Origin of the sequence: Isoptericola sp. NPDC056134 (assembly GCF_042264825.1) — a bacterium.
In the GTDB taxonomy this organism is placed as follows: Bacteria; Actinomycetota; Actinomycetes; order Actinomycetales; family Cellulomonadaceae; genus Isoptericola; species Isoptericola nanjingensis.
Genome location: NZ_JBHJVM010000004.1, coordinates 187,498 through 205,963 on the forward strand (window position 1 = coordinate 187,498; position 18,466 = coordinate 205,963).

The window sequence follows — 18,466 nt, forward strand, 5'->3', positions numbered from 1 at the left end:
GCCGAGCCTGCCGCACGCCCCCGGCGTCGTCGTACCCGGCGTTCCCGGGCCGGACCTAGCGGCTCACGAGGCGCCAGCCGTCGGCCCGGAACGCCTCGGGCGTCGCCTCCCCGTCCAGCAGGAGGGAGCCGGGGGCGCGGGCGACGACGTCGTCGACCAGGACGCCGCGGCCGAGGTACAGCGGGTCGGTGACGACGCGCCAGCGCAGGTCCAGGTCGCCCGGTGGCAGCTGTGCCCGGGCCTGTGCCCAGCGCCGCGTGCCCGAGCCCGACGCCGTGCCGTCGGGATGCTCGGCCGGGCCGCGGTCCCGCACGGTGAACGGCAGCGGCGCCCAGGTCGTCCCGCCGTCGGCGGAGGTCTCCAGGTGCAGCAGGTCGGTCTCCTCCGTGTCGAGGTAGAGGTCGAACGCCAGGCGGCCCCCGCTCGCGGGCACGTCGAGCGAGGTGGTGAGCGTCGACGTCGTGGCGTTCTCGTCGCCCGAGAACCAGGCGTCCGCGCCGCGCCGGGGCTCGATCCCCTGGGCGTGGGCCAGACCGCTCGCCCACTCCCGCCGCGCGGGGTTGATGCTGCCCGAGTCGCGCGACGGGTGCACGCGGTTGGTCAGCAGGATCGCGAACGAGTGCGTGTCGAAGTCGATGACGATCGACGTGCCCGTGTACCCGGTGTGCCCGGCCGTGCGCGGCCCCGACATGGCGTCCATGTACCACCGCTGGTCGAGCTCGAAGCCGAGCCCGTGGGCGTCCCCGGGGAAGGCGCCGTTCAGGTCCGTGACCATGAGACGCACCGACGCGGGGGACAGGATGCGGGCCGTGCCGTACCGGCCGCCGTTGAGCAGGGCCTGGGACAGGATCGCCAGGTCGCCGGCCGTCGAGAACACGCCGGCGTGCCCGGCGACCCCGCCCAGGGACCAGGCGTTCTCGTCGTGAACCTCGCCCCGGACGACGCCGCGCGGTGGGCTGGCCTGGTACTCCGTCGCCGCCGTACGTTCCACGGCGGTCGGGTTGTACCCGGTGTCCGTCATCCCGAGCGGGCCGGTGATCCGGTCGGCCACGACCTGGTCGAGCGGCGCGCCCCGGAGGCGCTCGACGAGCACGCCGAGGCTGATGAGGTTGAGGTCGCTGTACAGGTAGCGCGTCCCCGGCGGCGCGTCGAGGGGCTGCGCCATCACCGCGGCGATCCGGGACTCCGGGTCGGGGTAGGCGCTCCACAGCGGCAGCCACGACACGAGGCCCGAGGTGTGGGTGAGCAGCTGTCGCACGGTCACCTCCCCCTTGCCGCCGGCGGCGAACTCGGGGACGTAGGTGGCGAGCGGCTCGTCGAGCGCGACGCGGCCCTCCTGGACCAGCTGGACGACCGCGATCGAGGTGAACAGCTTCGACACCGAGGCGAGGTCGACGATGGTGTCCTCACGCATCGGCACGCGCTCGTCGGCGGGCAGGGCGACGCCCTCGTCGCCGTAGGCGACGGCCCAGCCGCTGGCGTCGGTGCGCACGACCTTCCCCTGGTACCCCATGAGGCCGACGGCCCCCGGGTAGAGCGGGTAGGCCGCCGAGCCCACCGGCACCTCGTGCGCGCGGACCTGCGCGACGGCCTCCTCGATCGGCGCCGGGTCGAGCCCGACGTCCGCCGGGTCGGCCGCGGCGAGCGTGGTCGACGGCGGCATGAAGCCCACCGCGGGCCCGCGCTGGTCGGCGGCCGCCGAGGTGGCGTGGACGAGCGGGACCGCGACCAGGCCGGCCGCGAGCACGGCCGCGGTCGCCACGCGGCCCTGGCGCGGCCCCCGCCGCAGGGCGGCGCTCACGCCCGCGGCCCGCGGTAGATCAGGTACTGCTGACGACGCCTGTCGAAGTCCGCCAGCTCGTCGTGCCAGGCGCCGACGACGTCGTCGGTGGTGGCCCCGGCGTCGATCTGCTGCCGCAGGCGCGGCGAGCCGGTGAGCTTGTCGATCCAGAAGGGCCGCTCGGGGTCCCATGCGTCCTCGCGCCAGGCGAACTCGGGGTAGAGGGACGCCGCCGCCACGAGCATCGCGACCCCGGTGCGCACCGGGTCGAACCGGGCCGGGTCGTCGACGGTGACCTGGACGCCTCCGCACACGGTGCCGGCGTGCTTGCTGAAGGTCGGGTTGAAGTAGGCCTCCCGGAACAGGACGCCCGGCAGGCCGGCGTCCGTGAGGGCCGCCGCCCAGCGGTGGTCGACGTACGGCGCGCCGATCAGCTCGAAGGGGCGGGTGGTGCCGCGCCCCTCGGACAGGTTCGTGCCCTCGAACATGCAGGTCCCGGGGTAGGCGAGGGCCGTGTCGGGGGTCGGCATGTTCGGGCTGGGCATGACGAAGTCGAGCCCGGTGCCCGCGAAGGTCACGTCGCGCCGCCAGCCGGCGACCTCGACGACGTCGAGCCGGTCCAGGCGCGCGCCGGCGACGTCGGGCAGGAACTCGCCGTCGAAGAACCGGGCGAGCTCCCCGACGGTCATGCCGTGGGCCTGCACGATCTCCTTGGCCCCGACGCCCGACGTGAACCCGGCGGTCATCATCGGGCCGCGTGCCGTGCCACCCACCGGGTTGGGCCGGTCGAGCACGACGAAGCGGGAGCCCGTCGCGACGGCGGCCTGCATCGCCGTCCACATCGTCCAGATGTACGTGTAGAAGCGGGCGCCGACGTCCTGGATGTCGAAGACGACGGTCTCCACCTCCGCGGCCCGGAACATCTCGGTCATCGTCGTGACGCCGGCCCCGTAGGCGTCGTAGACGGTCAGTCCGGTGCGCTCGTCGACGAAGGTGCCCTCCGAGCCGCCGGCCTGGGCCGTCCCGCGGAAGCCGTGCTCGGGCCCGAAGACTCCGACGAGGTCGACGGCGCCGGACTCGTGCATCTCGTCGACGACGTTGCGCAGGCTGCGCAGCACGCCGGTGGGGTTGGTGATCACGCCGACCCGGTCGCCCCTGAGGGCCGACCAGCCGTCGGCGTGCGCGCGGTCGGCGCCGGGGACGACGGGGCGGGCGGGGCGCCCGGCGGACGCCGGGGCCGCGGCGCGGCGGGGTGCCGCCTGCGTGGCGGCCGCCGCGAACGGGACGCTCGCCGCGCCCAGGAGCGTGCCGGTGAGGAGGTGGCGCCGGTCGAACCGTGGTCCCCGCGGTTCCCGTGGGGCGGTGGGTCCGACGGCGGTGTGGTCGTCGCGCATCGTCAGGTGGTCCTTCCTGCCTCGTGCTGCTGCAGGGCGACTCGCGGACCGCCACGTCGCGGTCGGTGGGCCGTGGCCGGTCGTCCTGCCAGGTGGCGCCGGCGTCGTCGCCGTCGCGATGGGGTCGCCGGGCCCTCGCCTCGTTGCGGGGGAGCGGCGACGCCGGACACGTGCGGAGCGGTCAAGGGTTGCCCCGAAAGGGCTTGATCCTGAAAGTTACCGACACGGCGGGACGGCGGCAAGGGCTCGCGCCGGGTCCGGGTCGAGGGGGTGTCGTGGGGGCGTCGTGCGGACGCGGAGGTGCCCCGGGTGGGATTCGAACCCACACTGGATCGGGTTTGAGCCGATTGCCTCTGCCGGTTGGGCTACCGGGGCGCGCGGCCCATCCAACCACGCGCGCGGGGCGGCGACCGAACCGTCCGTCGGCCGGTCGGCGGGCCGAGCCGTCGCACTCGTCACACCCGGCACGGGACGCGGCGCCCCCGCGCGACCACTAGGATGGACGGGTGACCGACGAGAAGCCCCACGACGCGAAGCCCGAGGCGACGGTGCCGCTCGACCTGCCGCCCCTGATCGACCAGGAGCCCGAGGCCCCGAAGACGCCGGAGCGACCCGCGCGTCGCGCGGTCGTCGTCGAGGACGAGGCGCTCATCCGGATGGACGTCGTCGAGACGCTCCGCGAGGCGGGCTTCGACGTCGTCGGCGAGGCCGGCGACGGCGAGACCGCGGTGCGGCTCGCCACCGAGCTCAAGCCCGACGTCGTCGTGATGGACGTCAAGATGCCCGAGCTGGACGGCATCTCGGCGGCCGAGCGGATCGGCAAGGCGCACGCCGCCCCGGTCGTCCTGCTCACCGCGTTCTCCCAGACGGAGCTCGTCGAGCGGGCGCGCGACGCCGGCGCGATGGCCTACGTCGTCAAGCCCTTCACGCCGGCGGACCTGCTCCCGGCGGTGGAGATCGCGATCTCCCGCTACCAGCAGATCGGGGCGCTCGAGGCCGAGGTCGCCGACCTCACCGAGCGGTTCGAGACCCGCAAGCGCGTGGACCGCGCGAAGGGCCTCCTCATGACCAAGATGGGTCTGAGCGAGCCGGAGTCCTTCCGCTGGATCCAGAAGACGTCGATGGACCGCCGCCTCACGATGCGCGAGGTCGCGGACGCCGTCATCGAGCAGGTCGGCGGAGCCTGATCCGCACCACGGTGGCCCGGTCGCAGGAGGAGTCCTGGGACCGGGCCACTGCCCATTGTGCGAGGGCGACGGGGTCGCTATCGTCGCCTGGGTGTCGTGACCAATCTGTGATATTCATGCTTCAACGACCGTGACCCCGGGGCTGCCGGGGTGGCCCTCGGAGTCGGGGTGGGAAGGCTCCCACCGCGCCCCGGGACGGGACGGTCATTCGTCGAGGAGGTGCCGATGCGTGCAGCGGTCGAGGTCCGGCCGGTCGAGCAGGACGACATGGTCGACGTCGCGCGCCTTGCGGAGCGCGCCGTCGAGGAGTCGCCGTCGGCCGCGCAGGGGACCCCCTCGGACGCCTCTCGCCTCCTGGAGCACCTGAGCGTGCTGCTGGGTGCGGGCGGGCAGGTGCTCGTCGCGAGCCACGAGGGCGAGATCTGCGGGTTCGCCGTGCTGCGCGTCATCGACCCGCTGCTGTTCGCGACGACCACGAGCCTGTACGTCGACGCCGTCTTCGTCAGCCCGTCCGCCCGCCGCCGCGGCGTCGGGCACGCGCTCCTCGCGGCCGCGGCCGCCGTGGCGGGGGAGCGGGGCGCCGAGAACGTCTACTGCGCGCCCGCCCCGGGCGCCCGCGGCATGCACCGCTTCCTCGCCCGGCTGGGCTTCGCCCCCACGTCGGGGCACCGCGTGGTCGCCACGGCGACGCTGCAGCGCCGGCTGGTCCAGGAGAACCCCCGCGGGACGCGGACGGCGGCCCGGGCGGGGCGCCGCGACGCGACCCGCGCGGCGATCGAGGATCTCGTCGCCCGCCGTCGCCGGGCGCGGGCCGCGGGGCTGCCCACCGGCCCGGTCGACCTGCGCGCCTTCCAGGCCGAGCGGGACGCCGCGCTGCGCGCGGCCGCCGAGCGTGCCGCCGACCGCGGCGAGGGCGTGGAGGGCCCGGACGGCGTGACCTCCCTGGGTGTCGCGACGCGGCACGACCCGGCGAGCGAGTCCGTCCCCTCCTGACCGGTCCGTCGGGCTCCGCGGCCCGCGCGGTGCCCGCCCGCTCTCAGCGGGCGTCGAGGATCATGCAGGTGAGCCGCGCGGTGCAGACGCGCCGGCCGTCGTCGTCGGTGACGACGATCTCGTAGGCGGCGGTCGACCGCCCCAGGTGCAGGGCCGTGGCCACCCCGTGCACGCTCCCGGACCGCGCACCGCGGTGGTGGGTCGCGTTCAGCTCCAGGCCGACCGCGGCGCGTGCCGGTCCCGCGTGCTGCTGCGCGGCGACCGAGGCGAGCGTCTCCGCGAGCGACGCCGTCGCGCCGCCGTGCAGCAACCCTGCCGGCTGGGTGTTCCCGGCCACCGGCATGGTGCCGGCGGTGCGCTCGGCGGCCACCTCCGTGAGCCGGATCCCGAGGCGTTCGATGAGCGTGCCCCGCGCGGCGGCGCTCCACTCCTCGAGGGTGCGGGGGAAGCGGGGCGCGTCGGCGGTGGTGTCAGACATGGGCGATAGGTTGGCACCCGTGACGACCTCCGCGCGAACCGGGACCCGCCCACGCCTCCTGCTGATCGACGGCCACTCCATGGCGTACCGAGCGTTCTTCGCGCTGCCGGACACGCTGGTGACGTCCAGCGGCCAGGTGACGAACGCCGTCTACGGCTTCACCTCGATGCTGACGAACCTGCTGCGCGACGAGCAGCCGACGCACGCCGCCGTCGCGTTCGACGCCGGTCGCGTGACGTTCCGCACCGAGCGGTTCCCCGAGTACAAGGGCAACCGTGACGCGACCCCCGAGGTCTTCCGCGGGCAGGTGCCGCTCATCAAGGAGGTCCTCGAGGCGCTGCGCGTCCCCGCGCTGCAGCGGGAGGGCATCGAGGCCGACGACATCCTCGCCACGCTCGCCCGCGAGGGCCGCGAGGCGGGCTTCGACGTCCTCGTCTGCTCCGGCGACCGGGACTCGTTGCAGCTCGTCACCGAGGACGTCACCGTGCTGTACCCGAAGCGCGGCGTGTCCGACCTGGCGCGCATGACCCCGGAGGCTGTCGCCGAGAAGTACGGCGTGCCCCCGCAGCAGTACCCCGACCTCGCGGCCCTCGTGGGGGAGTCCAGCGACAACCTGCCCGGGGTGCCCGGCGTCGGCCCCAAGACCGCGGCCAAGTGGGTCACGACCTACGGCGGCCTCGAGCCGCTGCTCGAGCACGTCGACGAGCTGAAGGGCAAGGCCGCGGGCAACCTGCGGGAGGCGGTCGAGCAGGTACGCCTGAACCGTGAGCTGAACCGGCTGCTGGACGACGTCGAGCTCCCCCTGTCGGTGGACCAGCTGGGGCTCGCCGGTTTCGACCGGGAGGCCGTGCACCGGGTGTCCGACACCCTGCAGTTCGGCGCGCTGCGCGACCGCCTGCTCGCGGCGGACCCGTCCGCGGAGCCGGCCGAGGCGGTCGAGGCGGAGGGCGTGCAGGTCGCGCTCGCTGCGCTCGAGCCCGGCGGGCTGGGCGGCTGGCTGGCCGCGCGCTCCGGCCGCCCCCTCGGGCTCGAGGTCACGGGGACGCCGACGCCGGGGGCCGGGGACGCGTGGGACGTCGCGCTCGCCGACGACCACGACGGGGAGACCACCGCGACGGTCGTCGAGCTGGCCGACGTGACGCCCGAGGACGAGCGCGCGCTCGCGACGTGGCTCGCCGACCCGGCGGCGCCGAAGGTCGTGCACGGCGCCAAGACCGCCGGGCACGAGCTGGCCGGGCGCGGTCTCGACCTGCGGGGCGTCTCGTTCGACACCGAGCTCGCGGCCTACCTCTGCTACCCCGACCAGCGCGGCTACGACCTCGCCGACCTCACGGTCCGCCTGCTCGGGCGGGAGCTGTCCGCGGGGGAGGCGCCCGACGCAGCCGGGCAGGGCGCCCTCGACCTCGCGCTCGACGGCGGCGACGAGGACCCGCGGGCGCGGCAGGCGGCCGTGCGGGCGGCGGCGGTGGTCGACCTGGCGCAGGCGCTGTCCGGGCAGCTCGAGGACCGCGGCGCCGCGGGGCTGCTCACGGACCTGGAGCTGCCGCTCACGGCCGTGCTGGGGCGGATGGAGGCCACGGGCATCGCGGCGGACGTCGAGTACCTCACGGAGCTCGAGAAGCAGTTCGCGTCGATGGTGGCGGACGCCGCGGCCGACGCGTACGACGTGATCGGCCGGCAGGTGAACCTCGGCAGCCCGAAGCAGCTGCAGGAGGTGTTGTTCGACCAGCTCGGCATGCCCAAGACCAAGAAGATCAAGACGGGCTACACCACCGACGCCGCGTCCCTGCAGGACCTGTACGTCAAGACGGAGCACCCGTTCCTGGAGCACCTGCTGGCGCACCGTGACGCGACCCGGCTGCGCTCCACGGTCGAGGGCCTGCTCAAGTCGGTGGCGCCCGACGGGCGGATCCATACGACGTTCCAGCAGACGATCGCGGCCACGGGCCGGCTGAGCTCCACGGACCCGAACCTGCAGAACATCCCGATCCGCACCGAGGAGGGCCGCCGCATCCGCCGCGCGTTCCGGGTCGGCGAGGGCTACGAGACGCTGCTCACCGCGGACTACAGCCAGATCGAGATGCGGATCATGGCGCACCTGTCCGGCGACGAGGGGCTGATCGAGGCCTTCCGGTCCGGCGAGGACCTGCACCGGTACGTGGGGTCCCGGGTGTTCGAGGTGGCGCCCGAGGACGTCACGGCCGAGATGCGCTCGAAGATCAAGGCGATGAGCTACGGGCTCGCGTACGGGCTGAGCGCCTTCGGGCTGTCGCAGCAGCTCACGATCCCGACCGGCGAGGCGCAGTCGCTGATGGACGACTACTTCACCCGCTTCGGCGGGGTGCGCGACTACCTCACGGGGGTGGTCGAGGAGGCCCGCGCCACGGGGTACACCGCGACGATCCTGGGGCGCCGGCGCTACCTGCCCGACCTCACGAGCGACAACCGGCAGCGGCGGCAGATGGCCGAGCGCATGGCGCTCAACGCCCCGATCCAGGGCAGCGCCGCCGACATCATCAAGGTCGCGATGCTCGGCGTGCAGCGCGAGCTGGACGAGCGGGGCCTCGCGTCGCGGCTGCTGCTCCAGGTGCACGACGAGCTGGTGGTCGAGGTGGCGCCGGGGGAGCGCGAGGCGGCCGAGGACGTGCTGCGCTCGCAGATGGGCTCCGCGGTGGAACTGGACGTGCCGCTGGACGTCTCCGTCGGCGCGGGGGCGACCTGGCACGACGCCGGGCACTGACGGGGAGGACGGCGATGGATCTCGGTCCCGCGACCGTGACGGCACCTGGCCCGCGTCCGTCTTCGTCACCGCCGACGACCGGTCGGGCCCCTCGGGTCAGTCCTTGGTCGTGACGAAGACCGCGGTGCCGGGCAGCACGGCGCCGCGCTCGGGGCTCCACCCGCCCCAGGTGGCGGTGTTCCACTCCGGCCACTCGGGCTCGACCACGTCGCGCAGGCGGAGGCCGGCGGCGGCGACGTCGCGCACGTGGTCGCCGACCGTGCGGTGGTACTCGGCGTAGCGCACCTCGCCCAGGTCGTCGGTCTCGACGTACGGACGGCGGTCGAAGTAGGAGCGGTGCACGGTGAGGCCCCGGGTGGTGGGGTCGTCGGGGAACGCCCAGCGCACGGGGTGCGTCACGGAGAACACCCACCGGCCGCCCGGCCGCAGCACGCGGGCCGCCTCGGCGTGCACGCGCTCCGCGTCCGCGACGAACGGGATGGCTCCGTACGAGGTGAACACGACGTCCACGGACCCGGAGGCGAAGGGGAGGGACCGGGCGTCGGCCTGCACCAGCGGCACCGGCGTGGCCGTGGCGTCGTTGAGCCGTGCCGCGCCGGCCAGCATCCGCGCCGAGACGTCGGTGGCCACGACCCGGGCCCCGCGGCCGACCAGCCAGCGCGAGCAGTGCGCCGCCCCGGCGCCGATCTCGACGACCCGCGCGCCGTCGACGTCGCCGAGCAGGCCGGCCTCCGCCTCGGTGAGCCCCTCCGGGCCCCAGCGGAAGCCCGCGTCGCCGAGGAACGGGCCGTGCTCGGCGAGGTACTCGTCGGCGTTCTCGTCCCACCACCCCCGCGCGGCCGCGTTCCCCGCCTCGTCGGGGACGTCGTCGTACCCCGCGTGCGTGACGGGACGGGGCGCGGGAGGATGGTGGCTCACCCGGCCATCGTGGCACGGGGGCCGCGTTGACCCCTCGCCGCACGATCGATAAGATTGTCGGCGGTGCAGTGCGCCTGAGGACGTCTCGGGGTTCGGACCGCCGTCGTGCGGACCGGTCCCCGCGTCGATGCCCGGGTGCTCGCGCCACAGACCCTGTCCGCACTACGTCCTGTCCGCATCGGAGCATCTACTCAATGACCATCTCCACCACGAAGTCCGCCCCGCAGGTTGCCGTCAACGACATCGGCACCGAAGAGGACTTCCTTGCCGCCGTCGACGCCACCATCAAGTACTTCAACGATGGTGACATCGTGGAAGGCACGATCGTCAAGGTCGACCGCGACGAGGTCCTTCTTGACATCGGTTACAAGACGGAGGGCGTGATCCCGTCCCGGGAGCTCTCCATCAAGCACGACGTGGACCCGGGCGAGGTCGTCGCCGTGGGCGACGCCGTCGAGGCTCTCGTCCTCCAGAAGGAGGACAAGGAGGGTCGCCTGATCCTGTCCAAGAAGCGCGCCCAGTACGAGCGCGCCTGGGGCACGATCGAGAAGATCAAGGAGGAGGACGGCGTCGTCACCGGCACCGTCATCGAGGTCGTCAAGGGCGGCCTCATCCTCGACATCGGTCTTCGTGGCTTCCTCCCCGCCTCCCTCGTGGAGATGCGTCGCGTCCGCGACCTCGCGCCGTACGTCGGCAAGGAGATCGAGGCCAAGATCATCGAGCTCGACAAGAACCGCAACAACGTGGTCCTGTCGCGCCGTGCCTGGCTCGAGCAGACGCAGTCCGAGGTCCGCTCCACCTTCCTGCAGACGCTGCAGAAGGGCCAGGTGCGCCCCGGTGTCGTCTCCTCGATCGTCAACTTCGGTGCGTTCGTGGACCTGGGCGGCGTCGACGGCCTGGTGCACGTCTCCGAGCTGTCCTGGAAGCACATCGACCACCCGTCCGAGGTCGTCGAGGTGGGCCAGGAGGTCACCGTCGAGGTGCTCGACGTCGACCACGACCGCGAGCGCGTCTCCCTGTCGCTGAAGGCGACGCAGGAGGACCCGTGGCAGACCTTCGCCCGCACGCACGCCATCGGCCAGGTCGTGCCCGGCAAGGTCACGAAGCTCGTGCCGTTCGGTGCGTTCGTCCGCGTCGAGGACGGCATCGAGGGCCTGGTGCACATCTCCGAGCTGGCCGTCCGCCACGTCGAGCTGCCCGAGCAGGTCGTCAGCGTCGGTGCCGAGGTGTTCGTCAAGGTCATCGACATCGACCTCGAGCGTCGCCGCATCTCGCTGTCGCTCAAGCAGGCCAACGAGGGCATGGACCCGGAGTCCGAGGACTTCGACCCCGCGCTCTACGGCATGGCTGCCGAGTACGACGAGAACGGCGAGTACAAGTACCCCGAGGGCTTCGACCCGGAGACCAACGAGTGGCTCGAGGGCTTCGAGACGCAGCGCGAGGCCTGGGAGGCGGAGTACGCCAAGGCGCACGCCCGCTGGGAGTCGCACCGCGAGCAGGTCCGTGCGGCCATCGCGGCGGACGCCGACGCGGCCGTCAACGACGCTGTCCCCAGCGGCAGCTCGAGCAGCTCGTCCTCGTCCTACTCGTCGGCCCCGCCGGCGCAGGAGGCCGCGGGCACGCTCGCCTCGGACGAGGCGCTCGCCGCGCTCCGCGAGAAGCTCACGGGCAACTGATCGGCGACTGACACCGGGTCGTCCGCGACCTACCGGTAGCCCACGGCGGCCCGTCACCCCTCGGGGTGGCGGGCCGCCGTCGTGCGTGGCCGGAGGGTGCGCGCCTACTCGGCGGGCGTCGCGCCGGCGTCCGCGAATTGCGTCGCGTAGAGCTCGGCGTAGAGGCCGCCCGCGGCGAGCAGCTCGGCGTGCGTGCCGGTCTCCACCACGCGGCCCTCGGCGAGGACGACGATCCTGTCCGCCGCCCGGACGGTCGACAGCCGGTGCGCGATGACGAGGGACGTGCGGCCCGACAGCGCCTGGTCGAGCGCCGCCTGGACGGCGGCCTCGGACTCCGAGTCCAGGTGGGCGGTCGCCTCGTCGAGCACGACGACGTCGGGCGCCTTGAGCAGCAGGCGCGCGATGGCCAGCCGCTGCCGCTCCCCGCCGGAGAGGCGATAGCCGCGGTCGCCGACCACGGTGTCGACGCCCTCGGGCAGCCGGGCCACCAGGTCCCAGATGCGGGCCTGCCGCAGCGCCCGCTCGAGGTCCTCGTCGGTCGCGTCGGGCCGCGCGAAGCGGAGGTTCGCGGCCACGGTGTCGTGGAAGAGGTGCGCCTCCTGGGCGACGACGCCGACAGTGCCGCGCAGCGACGCGGCGGTGACGTCGCGGAGGTCCGCTCCGGCGATTCGGACCGTTCCGGAGGTGGGGTCGTACAGGCGCGAGACGAGCTGGGAGACGGTCGTCTTGCCGGCCCCGGAGAGCCCCACCAGTGCGACCATCGCGCCGGCGGGCACGGAGAACGACACGTCGCGCAGCGTGTCCCCGGTGGGGTCGGAGCGCAGGGTCGCGACCGACTCGAGGGACGCGAGCGAGACCTCGTCGGCCCGCGGGTACCGGAAGGTCACGCGGTCCAGCTCGACGGAGGCACCCCGGGAGGCCACCGCCGCGCGCAGGTCGGCGGCGCCGGGCTTCTCGGCGAGCGCCGGCTCGAGGTCGAGCACCTCGAGCACCCGCTCGAAGCTGACCAGGGCGGTCATCACGTCGACCTGCACGTTCGACATCGCGGTGAGCGGCCCGTAGAGGCGACCGAGGTAGGCGGTGAGCGCGACGACGGTGCCGACGGTGAGCTCGCCCGCGATCGCCTGCAGCCCGCCCAGGCCGTAGACGACGGCGATGGCCAGGGACGCGAGCGTCGTCAGGCCGACGCGGAACCACGTGCCGAGCAGCGCCGTGCGGACACCGAGGTCGCGCAGCCGGCGCACCTGGGCCGCGTACCGCGCGCTCTCCGCCTCCGGGTCGCCGAACACCTTGACCAGGTGGGCGCCGGCGACGTTGAACCGTTCGTTCATCATCTGCCCGGCGTCCGCGTTGAGGTCGTACCCGGTGCGCGCCAGCCCGGCGAGGCGGCGCCCGAACCAGCGGGCGGGCAGCACGAACGCGGGGACGAGCACCAGGGACACCAGGGTGAGCCGCCACGACATGGCGAGCATCGCGGCGAGGGTGAACGCGATCGTCAGCCCGTTGGAGATTACGGTCTGCAGCGTCGAGGTGAAGGCCTGCTGCGCGCCGAGCACGTCGCCGTTGAGCCGCTGCACGAGCGCGCCGGTGCGCGCGCGGGCGAAGAACGCGAGGGGCATCGTCTGGACGTGGTCGAAGACGGCGGACCGCAGGTCCAGGATCAGGCCCTCGCCCACGCGCGACGACAACCAGCGCTCCGCCACCGCGAGCGCGGCCGTGACGATCGCGATCGACGCCGCGGCGGCGGCCATGGCGAGCACGAGCCCGCGGTCGCCGGTCGCGATGCCGTCGTCGATGAGACGGCGGAACAGCAGCGGTGTGACGGCGCCGGCCGCCGCGCTGAGCACCAGCAGCCCGACGAACGCCGCGAGCTGCGCCCGGTACGGGCGGGCGAAGCCGAGGATGCGTCGGAGCGTCGGGCCCGCGAGCCGGCGGTCCTTCACCGTCGCGTCGTTCAGGTACGACCGCATCATGGGTCCGCCCGCCATGGCACCTCCCGGCCCGCCCCGGCCCGGTGCCGCTGGGCGCTCATGGCGGGAAGCCTACGCCGGGGGCAGGATGGGCCCATGCTTCGCATCGGCCTCACGGGCGGCATCGCCGCAGGGAAGTCCGTCGTCACGCGCCGCCTCGCCGAGCTGGGCGCCGTCGTGATCGATCACGACGTCCTCGCCCGGGAGGTGGTGGAGCCCGGGACGGTCGGGCTCGAGGAGGTCGTCGCGGCCTTCGGCGACGGCGTCCTCGCGGCGGACGGCTCCCTCGACCGGCCCGCGCTCGGGCGGCTCGTCTTCGACGACGCGGCGGCACGGGCGCGCCTCGAGGGCATCCTGCACCCGGAGATCCGCCGTCTCGCGGCCGAGCGCGAGGCGCTCGCCGGCGCGGCGGACGACCGGGCCGTCGTGGTCCACGACATCCCCCTGCTCGTCGAGACGGGCCAGGCGGACCACTTCCACCTGCTGGTGGTCGTGCACGCCCCGGCGGACCAGCGGGTCGCGCGGCTCGTGGGCGGGCGCGGCCTCGACGACGCGGCCGCGCGGGCGCGCGTCGGCGCGCAGGCGACGGACGACGAGCGGTCCGCCGTCGCGGACGTCGTGCTGGACGGCACGGGCACGGAGGACGGGCTGCGCGAGCAGGTCGACACGCTCTGGCAGCGTCTGCGCGCGGAGGTGGACGAGGAGTCCGCCGCCGCGTCCGAGGCCTGACGCCGCGGCGGCGCGCCCTCGGCCGTCGCACCGGCGGGCTCACCGGTGGGTGTCGGAGGCGCGCCGTACGGTGGTGCCATGCGACCCGTGACCGACCTGCAGCGTGCGGTGGCCCCCTTCGAGGTGGTGTCCGACTACGAGCCCTCGGGAGACCAGCCCACCGCCATCGCAGACCTCACGTCCCGCGTGCAGGCGGGGGAGAAGGACGTCGTCCTGCTCGGCGCGACCGGCACCGGCAAGAGCGCGACGACCGCGTGGCTCATCGAGAAGCTGCAGCGGCCCACCCTCGTCATGGCACCCAACAAGACGCTCGCCGCGCAGCTGGCCACGGAGTTCCGCGAGCTGCTGCCGAACAACGCCGTCGAGTACTTCGTCTCGTACTACGACTACTACCAGCCCGAGGCGTACATCGCGCAGACGGACACCTACATCGAGAAGGACTCGTCGATCAACGACGAGGTGGAGCGGCTGCGGCACTCGGCGACGTCGTCGCTGCTGACCCGGCGCGACGTCGTGGTCGTGGCGTCGGTGTCCTGCATCTACGGCCTGGGTACCCCGCAGGAGTATGTGGACCGGATGGTGCGGCTCGACGTCGGGGACGTGGTCGACCGCGACGACATGCTCCGCCGCTTCGTGCAGATGCAGTACACGCGCAACGACATGGCGTTCACGCGCGGCACGTTCCGCGTGCGCGGCGACACGGTGGAGATCATCCCCGTGTACGAGGAGCTCGCCGTCCGCATCGAGATGTTCGGCGACGAGATCGAGTCGATCCAGACGCTGCACCCGCTCACGGGCGAGGTCCTCCGCAACGAGCAGAGCGTCTACCTCTTCCCGGCCACGCACTACGTCGCGGGCCCGGAGCGGATGGAGCGGGCGATCGGCGGCATCGAGACCGAGCTCGCGGAACGGCTGGCGGACCTCGAGCGGCAGAACAAGCTGCTGGAGGCGCAGCGGTTGCGGATGCGCACCACGTACGACATCGAGATGATGCGCCAGATCGGCACGTGCAGCGGCATCGAGAACTACTCGCGGCACATCGACGGCCGCGAGCAGGGGTCGCCGCCGAACACCCTGCTCGACTACTTCCCCGAGGACTTCCTGCTCGTCATCGACGAGTCGCACCAGACCGTGCCCCAGATCGGCGCGATGTTCGAGGGGGACATGTCCCGCAAGCGGTCGCTCGTGGAGCACGGGTTCCGCCTGCCGAGCGCGATGGACAACCGGCCGCTGCGCTGGGAGGAGTTCGTCGAGCGGATCGGGCAGACGGTCTACCTGTCCGCGACCCCGGGCGACTACGAGCTCTCCATGTCCGACGGCGTGGTGGAGCAGGTCATCCGGCCCACCGGTCTGGTGGACCCGCAGGTGGTCGTCAAGCCGACCACCGGTCAGATCGACGACCTGCTGCACGAGATCCGCGAGCGCGTCGAGAAGGACGAGCGGGTGCTCGTGACGACCCTCACCAAGAAGATGGCCGAGGACCTCACCGACTACTTCCTCGAGAAGGACGTGCGGGTGCGATACCTGCACTCCGAGGTCGACACGCTGCGCCGCGTCGAGCTGCTGCGCGAGCTGCGGCTGGGGGAGTACGACGTGCTGGTCGGCATCAACCTCCTGCGCGAGGGCCTGGACCTGCCGGAGGTGTCCCTGGTGGCGATCCTCGACGCCGACAAGGAGGGCTTCCTGCGCTCCGAGCGGTCGCTCATCCAGACGATCGGGCGCGCGGCGCGCAACGTCACCGGCCAGGTGCACATGTACGCGGACAAGATCACGCCGGCCATGCGGTACGCCCTCGACGAGACGGACCGCCGTCGCGCGAAGCAGGTGGCGTACAACGAGGAGCACGGGATCGACCCGCAGCCGCTGCGCAAGAGGATCGCGGACGTCACCGACATGCTCGCCCGCGAGGACATCGACACGCAGGAGCTGCTGTCCGGCGGGTACCGCAAGGCCCCCGCGTCCGCGCAGGGCAAGGGGCGCGCGCCCGTGCCGGGCTCGCCGAAGGAGGGCGCCACCACCGGCAACCGGCTCGCCGGGGCCGCTGCGGGCGAGCTCGCGGAGCTCATCCAGGAGCTCAGCGACCAGATGCACGCCGCCGCCGCGGAGCTGCAGTTCGAGGTCGCGGCCCGCCTCCGCGACGAGATCGGCGGGCTGAAGAAGGAGCTGCGGCAGATGCAGGCCGCGACGGCCTGAGCGGGGCGGGAGATCCCGTCGTGACATGCGCGGATGGCGGGTCCGGGGTCTCATGTAGGGTGTGCGGGTTGGAGGGGAGTACCCCGCCCACGGTGAGGTCGTCATCACGTCCGGCACGGATGCCGGACCGGCCTCGTCGGCCCGGACGCCAGGCTCGCAGCCGCTCCGGGTGGGGAAGACCTCCGGTGCTCAGTGCTACGTACCGGAGGAGTTTTCATGGATGTGCCCGTCTGGGTCTGGATCGTCACCGTCGGCGTGATCCTCGCGATGCTCGCGGTCGACTACGTCGGCCACGTGCGCACCCCGCACGCCCCCACGCTGCGCGAGTCGGCCACGTGGTCCCTGGCCTACGTCGCGGTCGCGGTCGTGTTCGGCGTGATCGTCTGGGTCGTGTGGGGCGGGACGTACGGCGGGGAGTACTTCGCCGGGTACATCACGGAGAAGTCGCTCAGCGTCGACAACCTGTTCGTCTTCGTCCTGATCATGACGAGCTTCCGGGTGCCCCGCGAGTACCAGCAGCGCGTGCTCCTCATCGGCATCACGATCGCGCTGGTGCTGCGCACGGTGTTCATCATCGCCGGCGCCGCGATCATCGCGAACTTCGCCTGGGTCTTCTACATCTTCGGCGCGTTCCTCATCTGGACCGCGATCGCCCAGGCCCGCTCGGGCACGGGGCACGACGAGGAGTGGAACGAGAACGGCGTCCTGCGGCTGACCCGCCGCCTCTTCCCGACGACGGACACGTACGTCGGCGACAAGATGACCGCGAAGATCGACGGCAAGCGGTTCATCACGCCGATGCTCATCGTCATGGTCGCGATCGGCAGCGCGGACCTGCTGTTCGCCGTCGACTCGATCCCCGCCATCTTCGGTCTCACGCAGGAGACGTACCTCGTCTTCGCGGCCAACGCGTTCTCCCTCCTCGGGCTGCGGCAGCTCTACTTCCTCGTGGACGGTCTCCTGGACCGCCTCGTCTACCTCAACTACGGCCTCGCGGCGATCCTCGGCTTCATCGGTGTCAAGCTGGTGATCCACGCCCTGCACACCAACGAGCTGCCGTTCATCAACGGCGGGAACCACGTCGAGGCGATCCCCGAGATCTCGACGACGCTGTCCCTCAGCTTCATCGTGGTGGTGCTCGCCGTCACGACGATCGCCTCCCTGGCGCGCGACCGGCGTGACCGTCGGGCCCGTGCCGTCGCCGCGCCGACACCCACCTCCGAAGGAGACGCATGATCCACGAGCTGCCGGTCTGGTTCGAGTGGGCGTCGCTCGCGGCGCTGATCCTCCTGCTCGCCGTCGACCTCGCCATCGTCGGCAGGCGCCCGCACGTGCCGAGCATGAAGGAGAGCGGCCTGTGGGTCGGCTTCTACGTGGCGCTGGCGCTGGTGTTCGGGCTGATCGTGCTGGCGGTGGGCGGCACAGCCCCCGCCGGGGAGTTCTACGCCGGCTGGCTCACGGAGTACTCCCTGAGCGTGGACAACCTGTTCGTCTTCGTCATCATCATGTCGCGGTTCGCGGTGCCGAAGCGGCACCAGCAGATGGTGCTGATGGTCGGCATCATCATCGCGCTGGTGCTGCGCGGGGCGTTCATCCTCGCGGGGGCGGCGATCCTCGAGCAGTTCGTGTGGGTGTTCTACCTCTTCGGCGCGTTCCTCATCTACACGGCGGTCAAGCTCGTGGCGGGAGGCGACGACGAGGAGGAGTTCAAGGAGAACGTGGCGATCCGCCTGCTCCGCCGCGTGCTGCCGGTGAGCCAGGAGTACGACGGCGCGAAGGTGCGCACGGTGGTCGACGGGAAGAAGCTGTTCACCCCGATGCTCGTGGTGTTCGTCGCGATCGGCTCGACCGACCTGCTGTTCGCGCTCGACTCGATCCCCGCGATCTTCGGGCTGACGAAGGATCCGTTCATCGTCTTCACCGCGAACATCTTCGCCCTCATGGGCCTGCGGCAGCTCTACTTCCTGCTCGGCGGCCTGCTCGAGCGGCTGGTGTACCTGCCGATCGCCCTGGCGGTCATCCTCGGGTTCATCGGCGTCAAGCTCATCCTCGAGGCGCTGCACACCAACACGCTCCCGTTCATCAACGGGGGCGAGCACGTCGCCTGGGCACCTGAGATCCCGATCTGGCTGTCCCTCGCCGTGATCCTCGGCTCGATCGCGATCGCGACGGTCGCGAGCCTGGCGAAGACGCGGCGGACCGCCGCGGTCGCCGCGAAGGACGCGGCGCCGGCGGGCGCGGCCGACGCCGCGGGCGCGGCGTCGTCGACGACGCCGGCACCGGAGGCGCAGGACGTGGCGTCGGAGCCCGGCACCGCTCCCGCGTCCTCCGGGCCGGAGTCCTCGGGCCGCTGACGACACGAGCGCACGGGCCCCGGACGGCACGCCGTCCGGGGCCCGCGCGCGTCC

Annotated in this window: 13 protein-coding genes and 1 tRNA gene; 8 read left to right on the plus strand and 6 right to left on the minus strand. The window is 72.9% G+C overall.

What is annotated here, in order from left to right; all coding sequences use genetic code 11:
• Positions 1–55: 55 nt before the first annotated feature.
• The 3 genes from ACFCZN_RS06020 to ACFCZN_RS06030 form a co-directional block, all read right to left on the minus strand.
• Positions 56–1,801 carry a serine hydrolase gene (locus tag ACFCZN_RS06020; protein ID WP_430556158.1) on the minus strand — a complete coding sequence of 582 codons (1,746 nt, stop codon included), beginning with the start codon at positions 1,799–1,801 and terminating at the stop codon, positions 56–58.
• Positions 1,798–3,174, minus strand: a complete 1,377-nt coding sequence (locus ACFCZN_RS06025; protein ID WP_430556159.1) for an exo-beta-N-acetylmuramidase NamZ domain-containing protein — start codon at positions 3,172–3,174, stop codon at positions 1,798–1,800. Before ACFCZN_RS06025 ends, ACFCZN_RS06020 begins: the two co-directional genes overlap by 4 nt.
• 301 nt (positions 3,175–3,475) lie before the next feature.
• A tRNA-Leu gene (locus tag ACFCZN_RS06030) sits at positions 3,476–3,549 on the minus strand.
• Between the two features lie 185 nt (positions 3,550–3,734).
• Here ACFCZN_RS06030 and ACFCZN_RS06035 point away from each other — a divergent pair.
• On the plus strand, positions 3,735–4,361 hold the full coding sequence (locus ACFCZN_RS06035; protein WP_429729957.1) for an ANTAR domain-containing response regulator: 627 nt from the start codon (positions 3,735–3,737) through the stop codon (positions 4,359–4,361).
• A gap of 225 nt (positions 4,362–4,586) precedes the next feature.
• A complete protein-coding gene (locus ACFCZN_RS06040; protein WP_429763385.1) occupies positions 4,587–5,354 on the plus strand; it encodes an N-acetyltransferase family protein in 768 nt (255 codons plus the stop codon).
• A gap of 43 nt (positions 5,355–5,397) precedes the next feature.
• Here the strand turns inward: ACFCZN_RS06040 and ACFCZN_RS06045 are convergent, their stop codons facing one another.
• On the minus strand, positions 5,398–5,832 hold the full coding sequence (locus tag ACFCZN_RS06045; RefSeq protein WP_430556160.1) for a hotdog fold thioesterase: 435 nt from the start codon (positions 5,830–5,832) through the stop codon (positions 5,398–5,400).
• On the opposite strand from ACFCZN_RS06045, the gene polA reads away from it, so the two are divergent.
• The gene (polA, locus tag ACFCZN_RS06050) at positions 5,831–8,572 is read left to right on the plus strand and encodes a DNA polymerase I (RefSeq protein WP_430556161.1); all 2,742 of its coding nucleotides are present in this window, start codon (positions 5,831–5,833) and stop codon (positions 8,570–8,572) included. The genes ACFCZN_RS06045 and polA overlap by 2 nt on opposite strands.
• A gap of 96 nt (positions 8,573–8,668) precedes the next feature.
• On the opposite strand, the gene ACFCZN_RS06055 is transcribed toward polA, so the two are convergent.
• Positions 8,669–9,490, minus strand: coding sequence for a class I SAM-dependent methyltransferase (locus ACFCZN_RS06055; protein WP_430556162.1), 822 nt, complete (start codon positions 9,488–9,490; stop codon positions 8,669–8,671).
• 194 nt (positions 9,491–9,684) lie between these two features.
• Between ACFCZN_RS06055 and rpsA the strand changes: the two genes are divergently transcribed.
• Entirely contained in the window at positions 9,685–11,166 is a 1,482-nt protein-coding gene (gene rpsA / locus ACFCZN_RS06060; RefSeq protein WP_429763389.1) for a 30S ribosomal protein S1, read from the plus strand.
• 104 nt (positions 11,167–11,270) lie between these two features.
• On the opposite strand, the gene ACFCZN_RS06065 is transcribed toward rpsA, so the two are convergent.
• A complete protein-coding gene (locus ACFCZN_RS06065) occupies positions 11,271–13,154 on the minus strand; it encodes an ABC transporter ATP-binding protein (protein ID WP_430556163.1) in 1,884 nt (627 codons plus the stop codon).
• Between the two features lie 78 nt (positions 13,155–13,232).
• Between ACFCZN_RS06065 and coaE the strand changes: the two genes are divergently transcribed.
• From coaE to ACFCZN_RS06085, 4 genes are all read left to right on the plus strand, one after another.
• A complete protein-coding gene (coaE, locus tag ACFCZN_RS06070) occupies positions 13,233–13,865 on the plus strand; it encodes a dephospho-CoA kinase (protein WP_429763391.1) in 633 nt (210 codons plus the stop codon).
• A gap of 78 nt (positions 13,866–13,943) precedes the next feature.
• Positions 13,944–16,058, plus strand: a complete 2,115-nt coding sequence (gene uvrB / locus ACFCZN_RS06075) for an excinuclease ABC subunit UvrB (protein WP_429763392.1) — start codon at positions 13,944–13,946, stop codon at positions 16,056–16,058.
• A gap of 216 nt (positions 16,059–16,274) precedes the next feature.
• Positions 16,275–17,294 carry a TerC family protein gene (locus ACFCZN_RS06080; RefSeq protein WP_429763393.1) on the plus strand — a complete coding sequence of 340 codons (1,020 nt, stop codon included), beginning with the start codon at positions 16,275–16,277 and terminating at the stop codon, positions 17,292–17,294.
• A complete protein-coding gene (locus ACFCZN_RS06085; RefSeq protein WP_429763394.1) occupies positions 17,291–18,412 on the plus strand; it encodes a TerC family protein in 1,122 nt (373 codons plus the stop codon). The genes ACFCZN_RS06080 and ACFCZN_RS06085 overlap by 4 nt, the downstream gene beginning before the upstream one ends.
• The last annotated feature ends 54 nt before the right edge of the window (positions 18,413–18,466 follow it).

What these genes read in the sequence shown, in the direction of transcription:
- ACFCZN_RS06080 (WP_429763393.1), top strand. Translation starts at nt 16,275, where the DNA reads ATGGATGTGCCCGTCTGGGTCTGGATCGTCACCGTCGGCGTGATCCTC.
- ACFCZN_RS06025 (WP_430556159.1), bottom strand. Translation starts at nt 3,174, where the DNA reads ATGCGCGACGACCACACCGCCGTCGGACCCACCGCCCCACGGGAACCG.
- ACFCZN_RS06040 (WP_429763385.1), top strand. Translation starts at nt 4,587, where the DNA reads ATGCGTGCAGCGGTCGAGGTCCGGCCGGTCGAGCAGGACGACATGGTC.
- coaE (WP_429763391.1), top strand. Translation starts at nt 13,233, where the DNA reads ATGCTTCGCATCGGCCTCACGGGCGGCATCGCCGCAGGGAAGTCCGTC.
- polA (WP_430556161.1), top strand. Translation starts at nt 5,831, where the DNA reads ATGGGCGATAGGTTGGCACCCGTGACGACCTCCGCGCGAACCGGGACC.
- ACFCZN_RS06085 (WP_429763394.1), top strand. Translation starts at nt 17,291, where the DNA reads ATGATCCACGAGCTGCCGGTCTGGTTCGAGTGGGCGTCGCTCGCGGCG.
- ACFCZN_RS06045 (WP_430556160.1), bottom strand. Translation starts at nt 5,832, where the DNA reads ATGTCTGACACCACCGCCGACGCGCCCCGCTTCCCCCGCACCCTCGAG.
- rpsA (WP_429763389.1), top strand. Translation starts at nt 9,685, where the DNA reads ATGACCATCTCCACCACGAAGTCCGCCCCGCAGGTTGCCGTCAACGAC.
- uvrB (WP_429763392.1), top strand. Translation starts at nt 13,944, where the DNA reads ATGCGACCCGTGACCGACCTGCAGCGTGCGGTGGCCCCCTTCGAGGTG.
- ACFCZN_RS06065 (WP_430556163.1), bottom strand. Translation starts at nt 13,154, where the DNA reads ATGGCGGGCGGACCCATGATGCGGTCGTACCTGAACGACGCGACGGTG.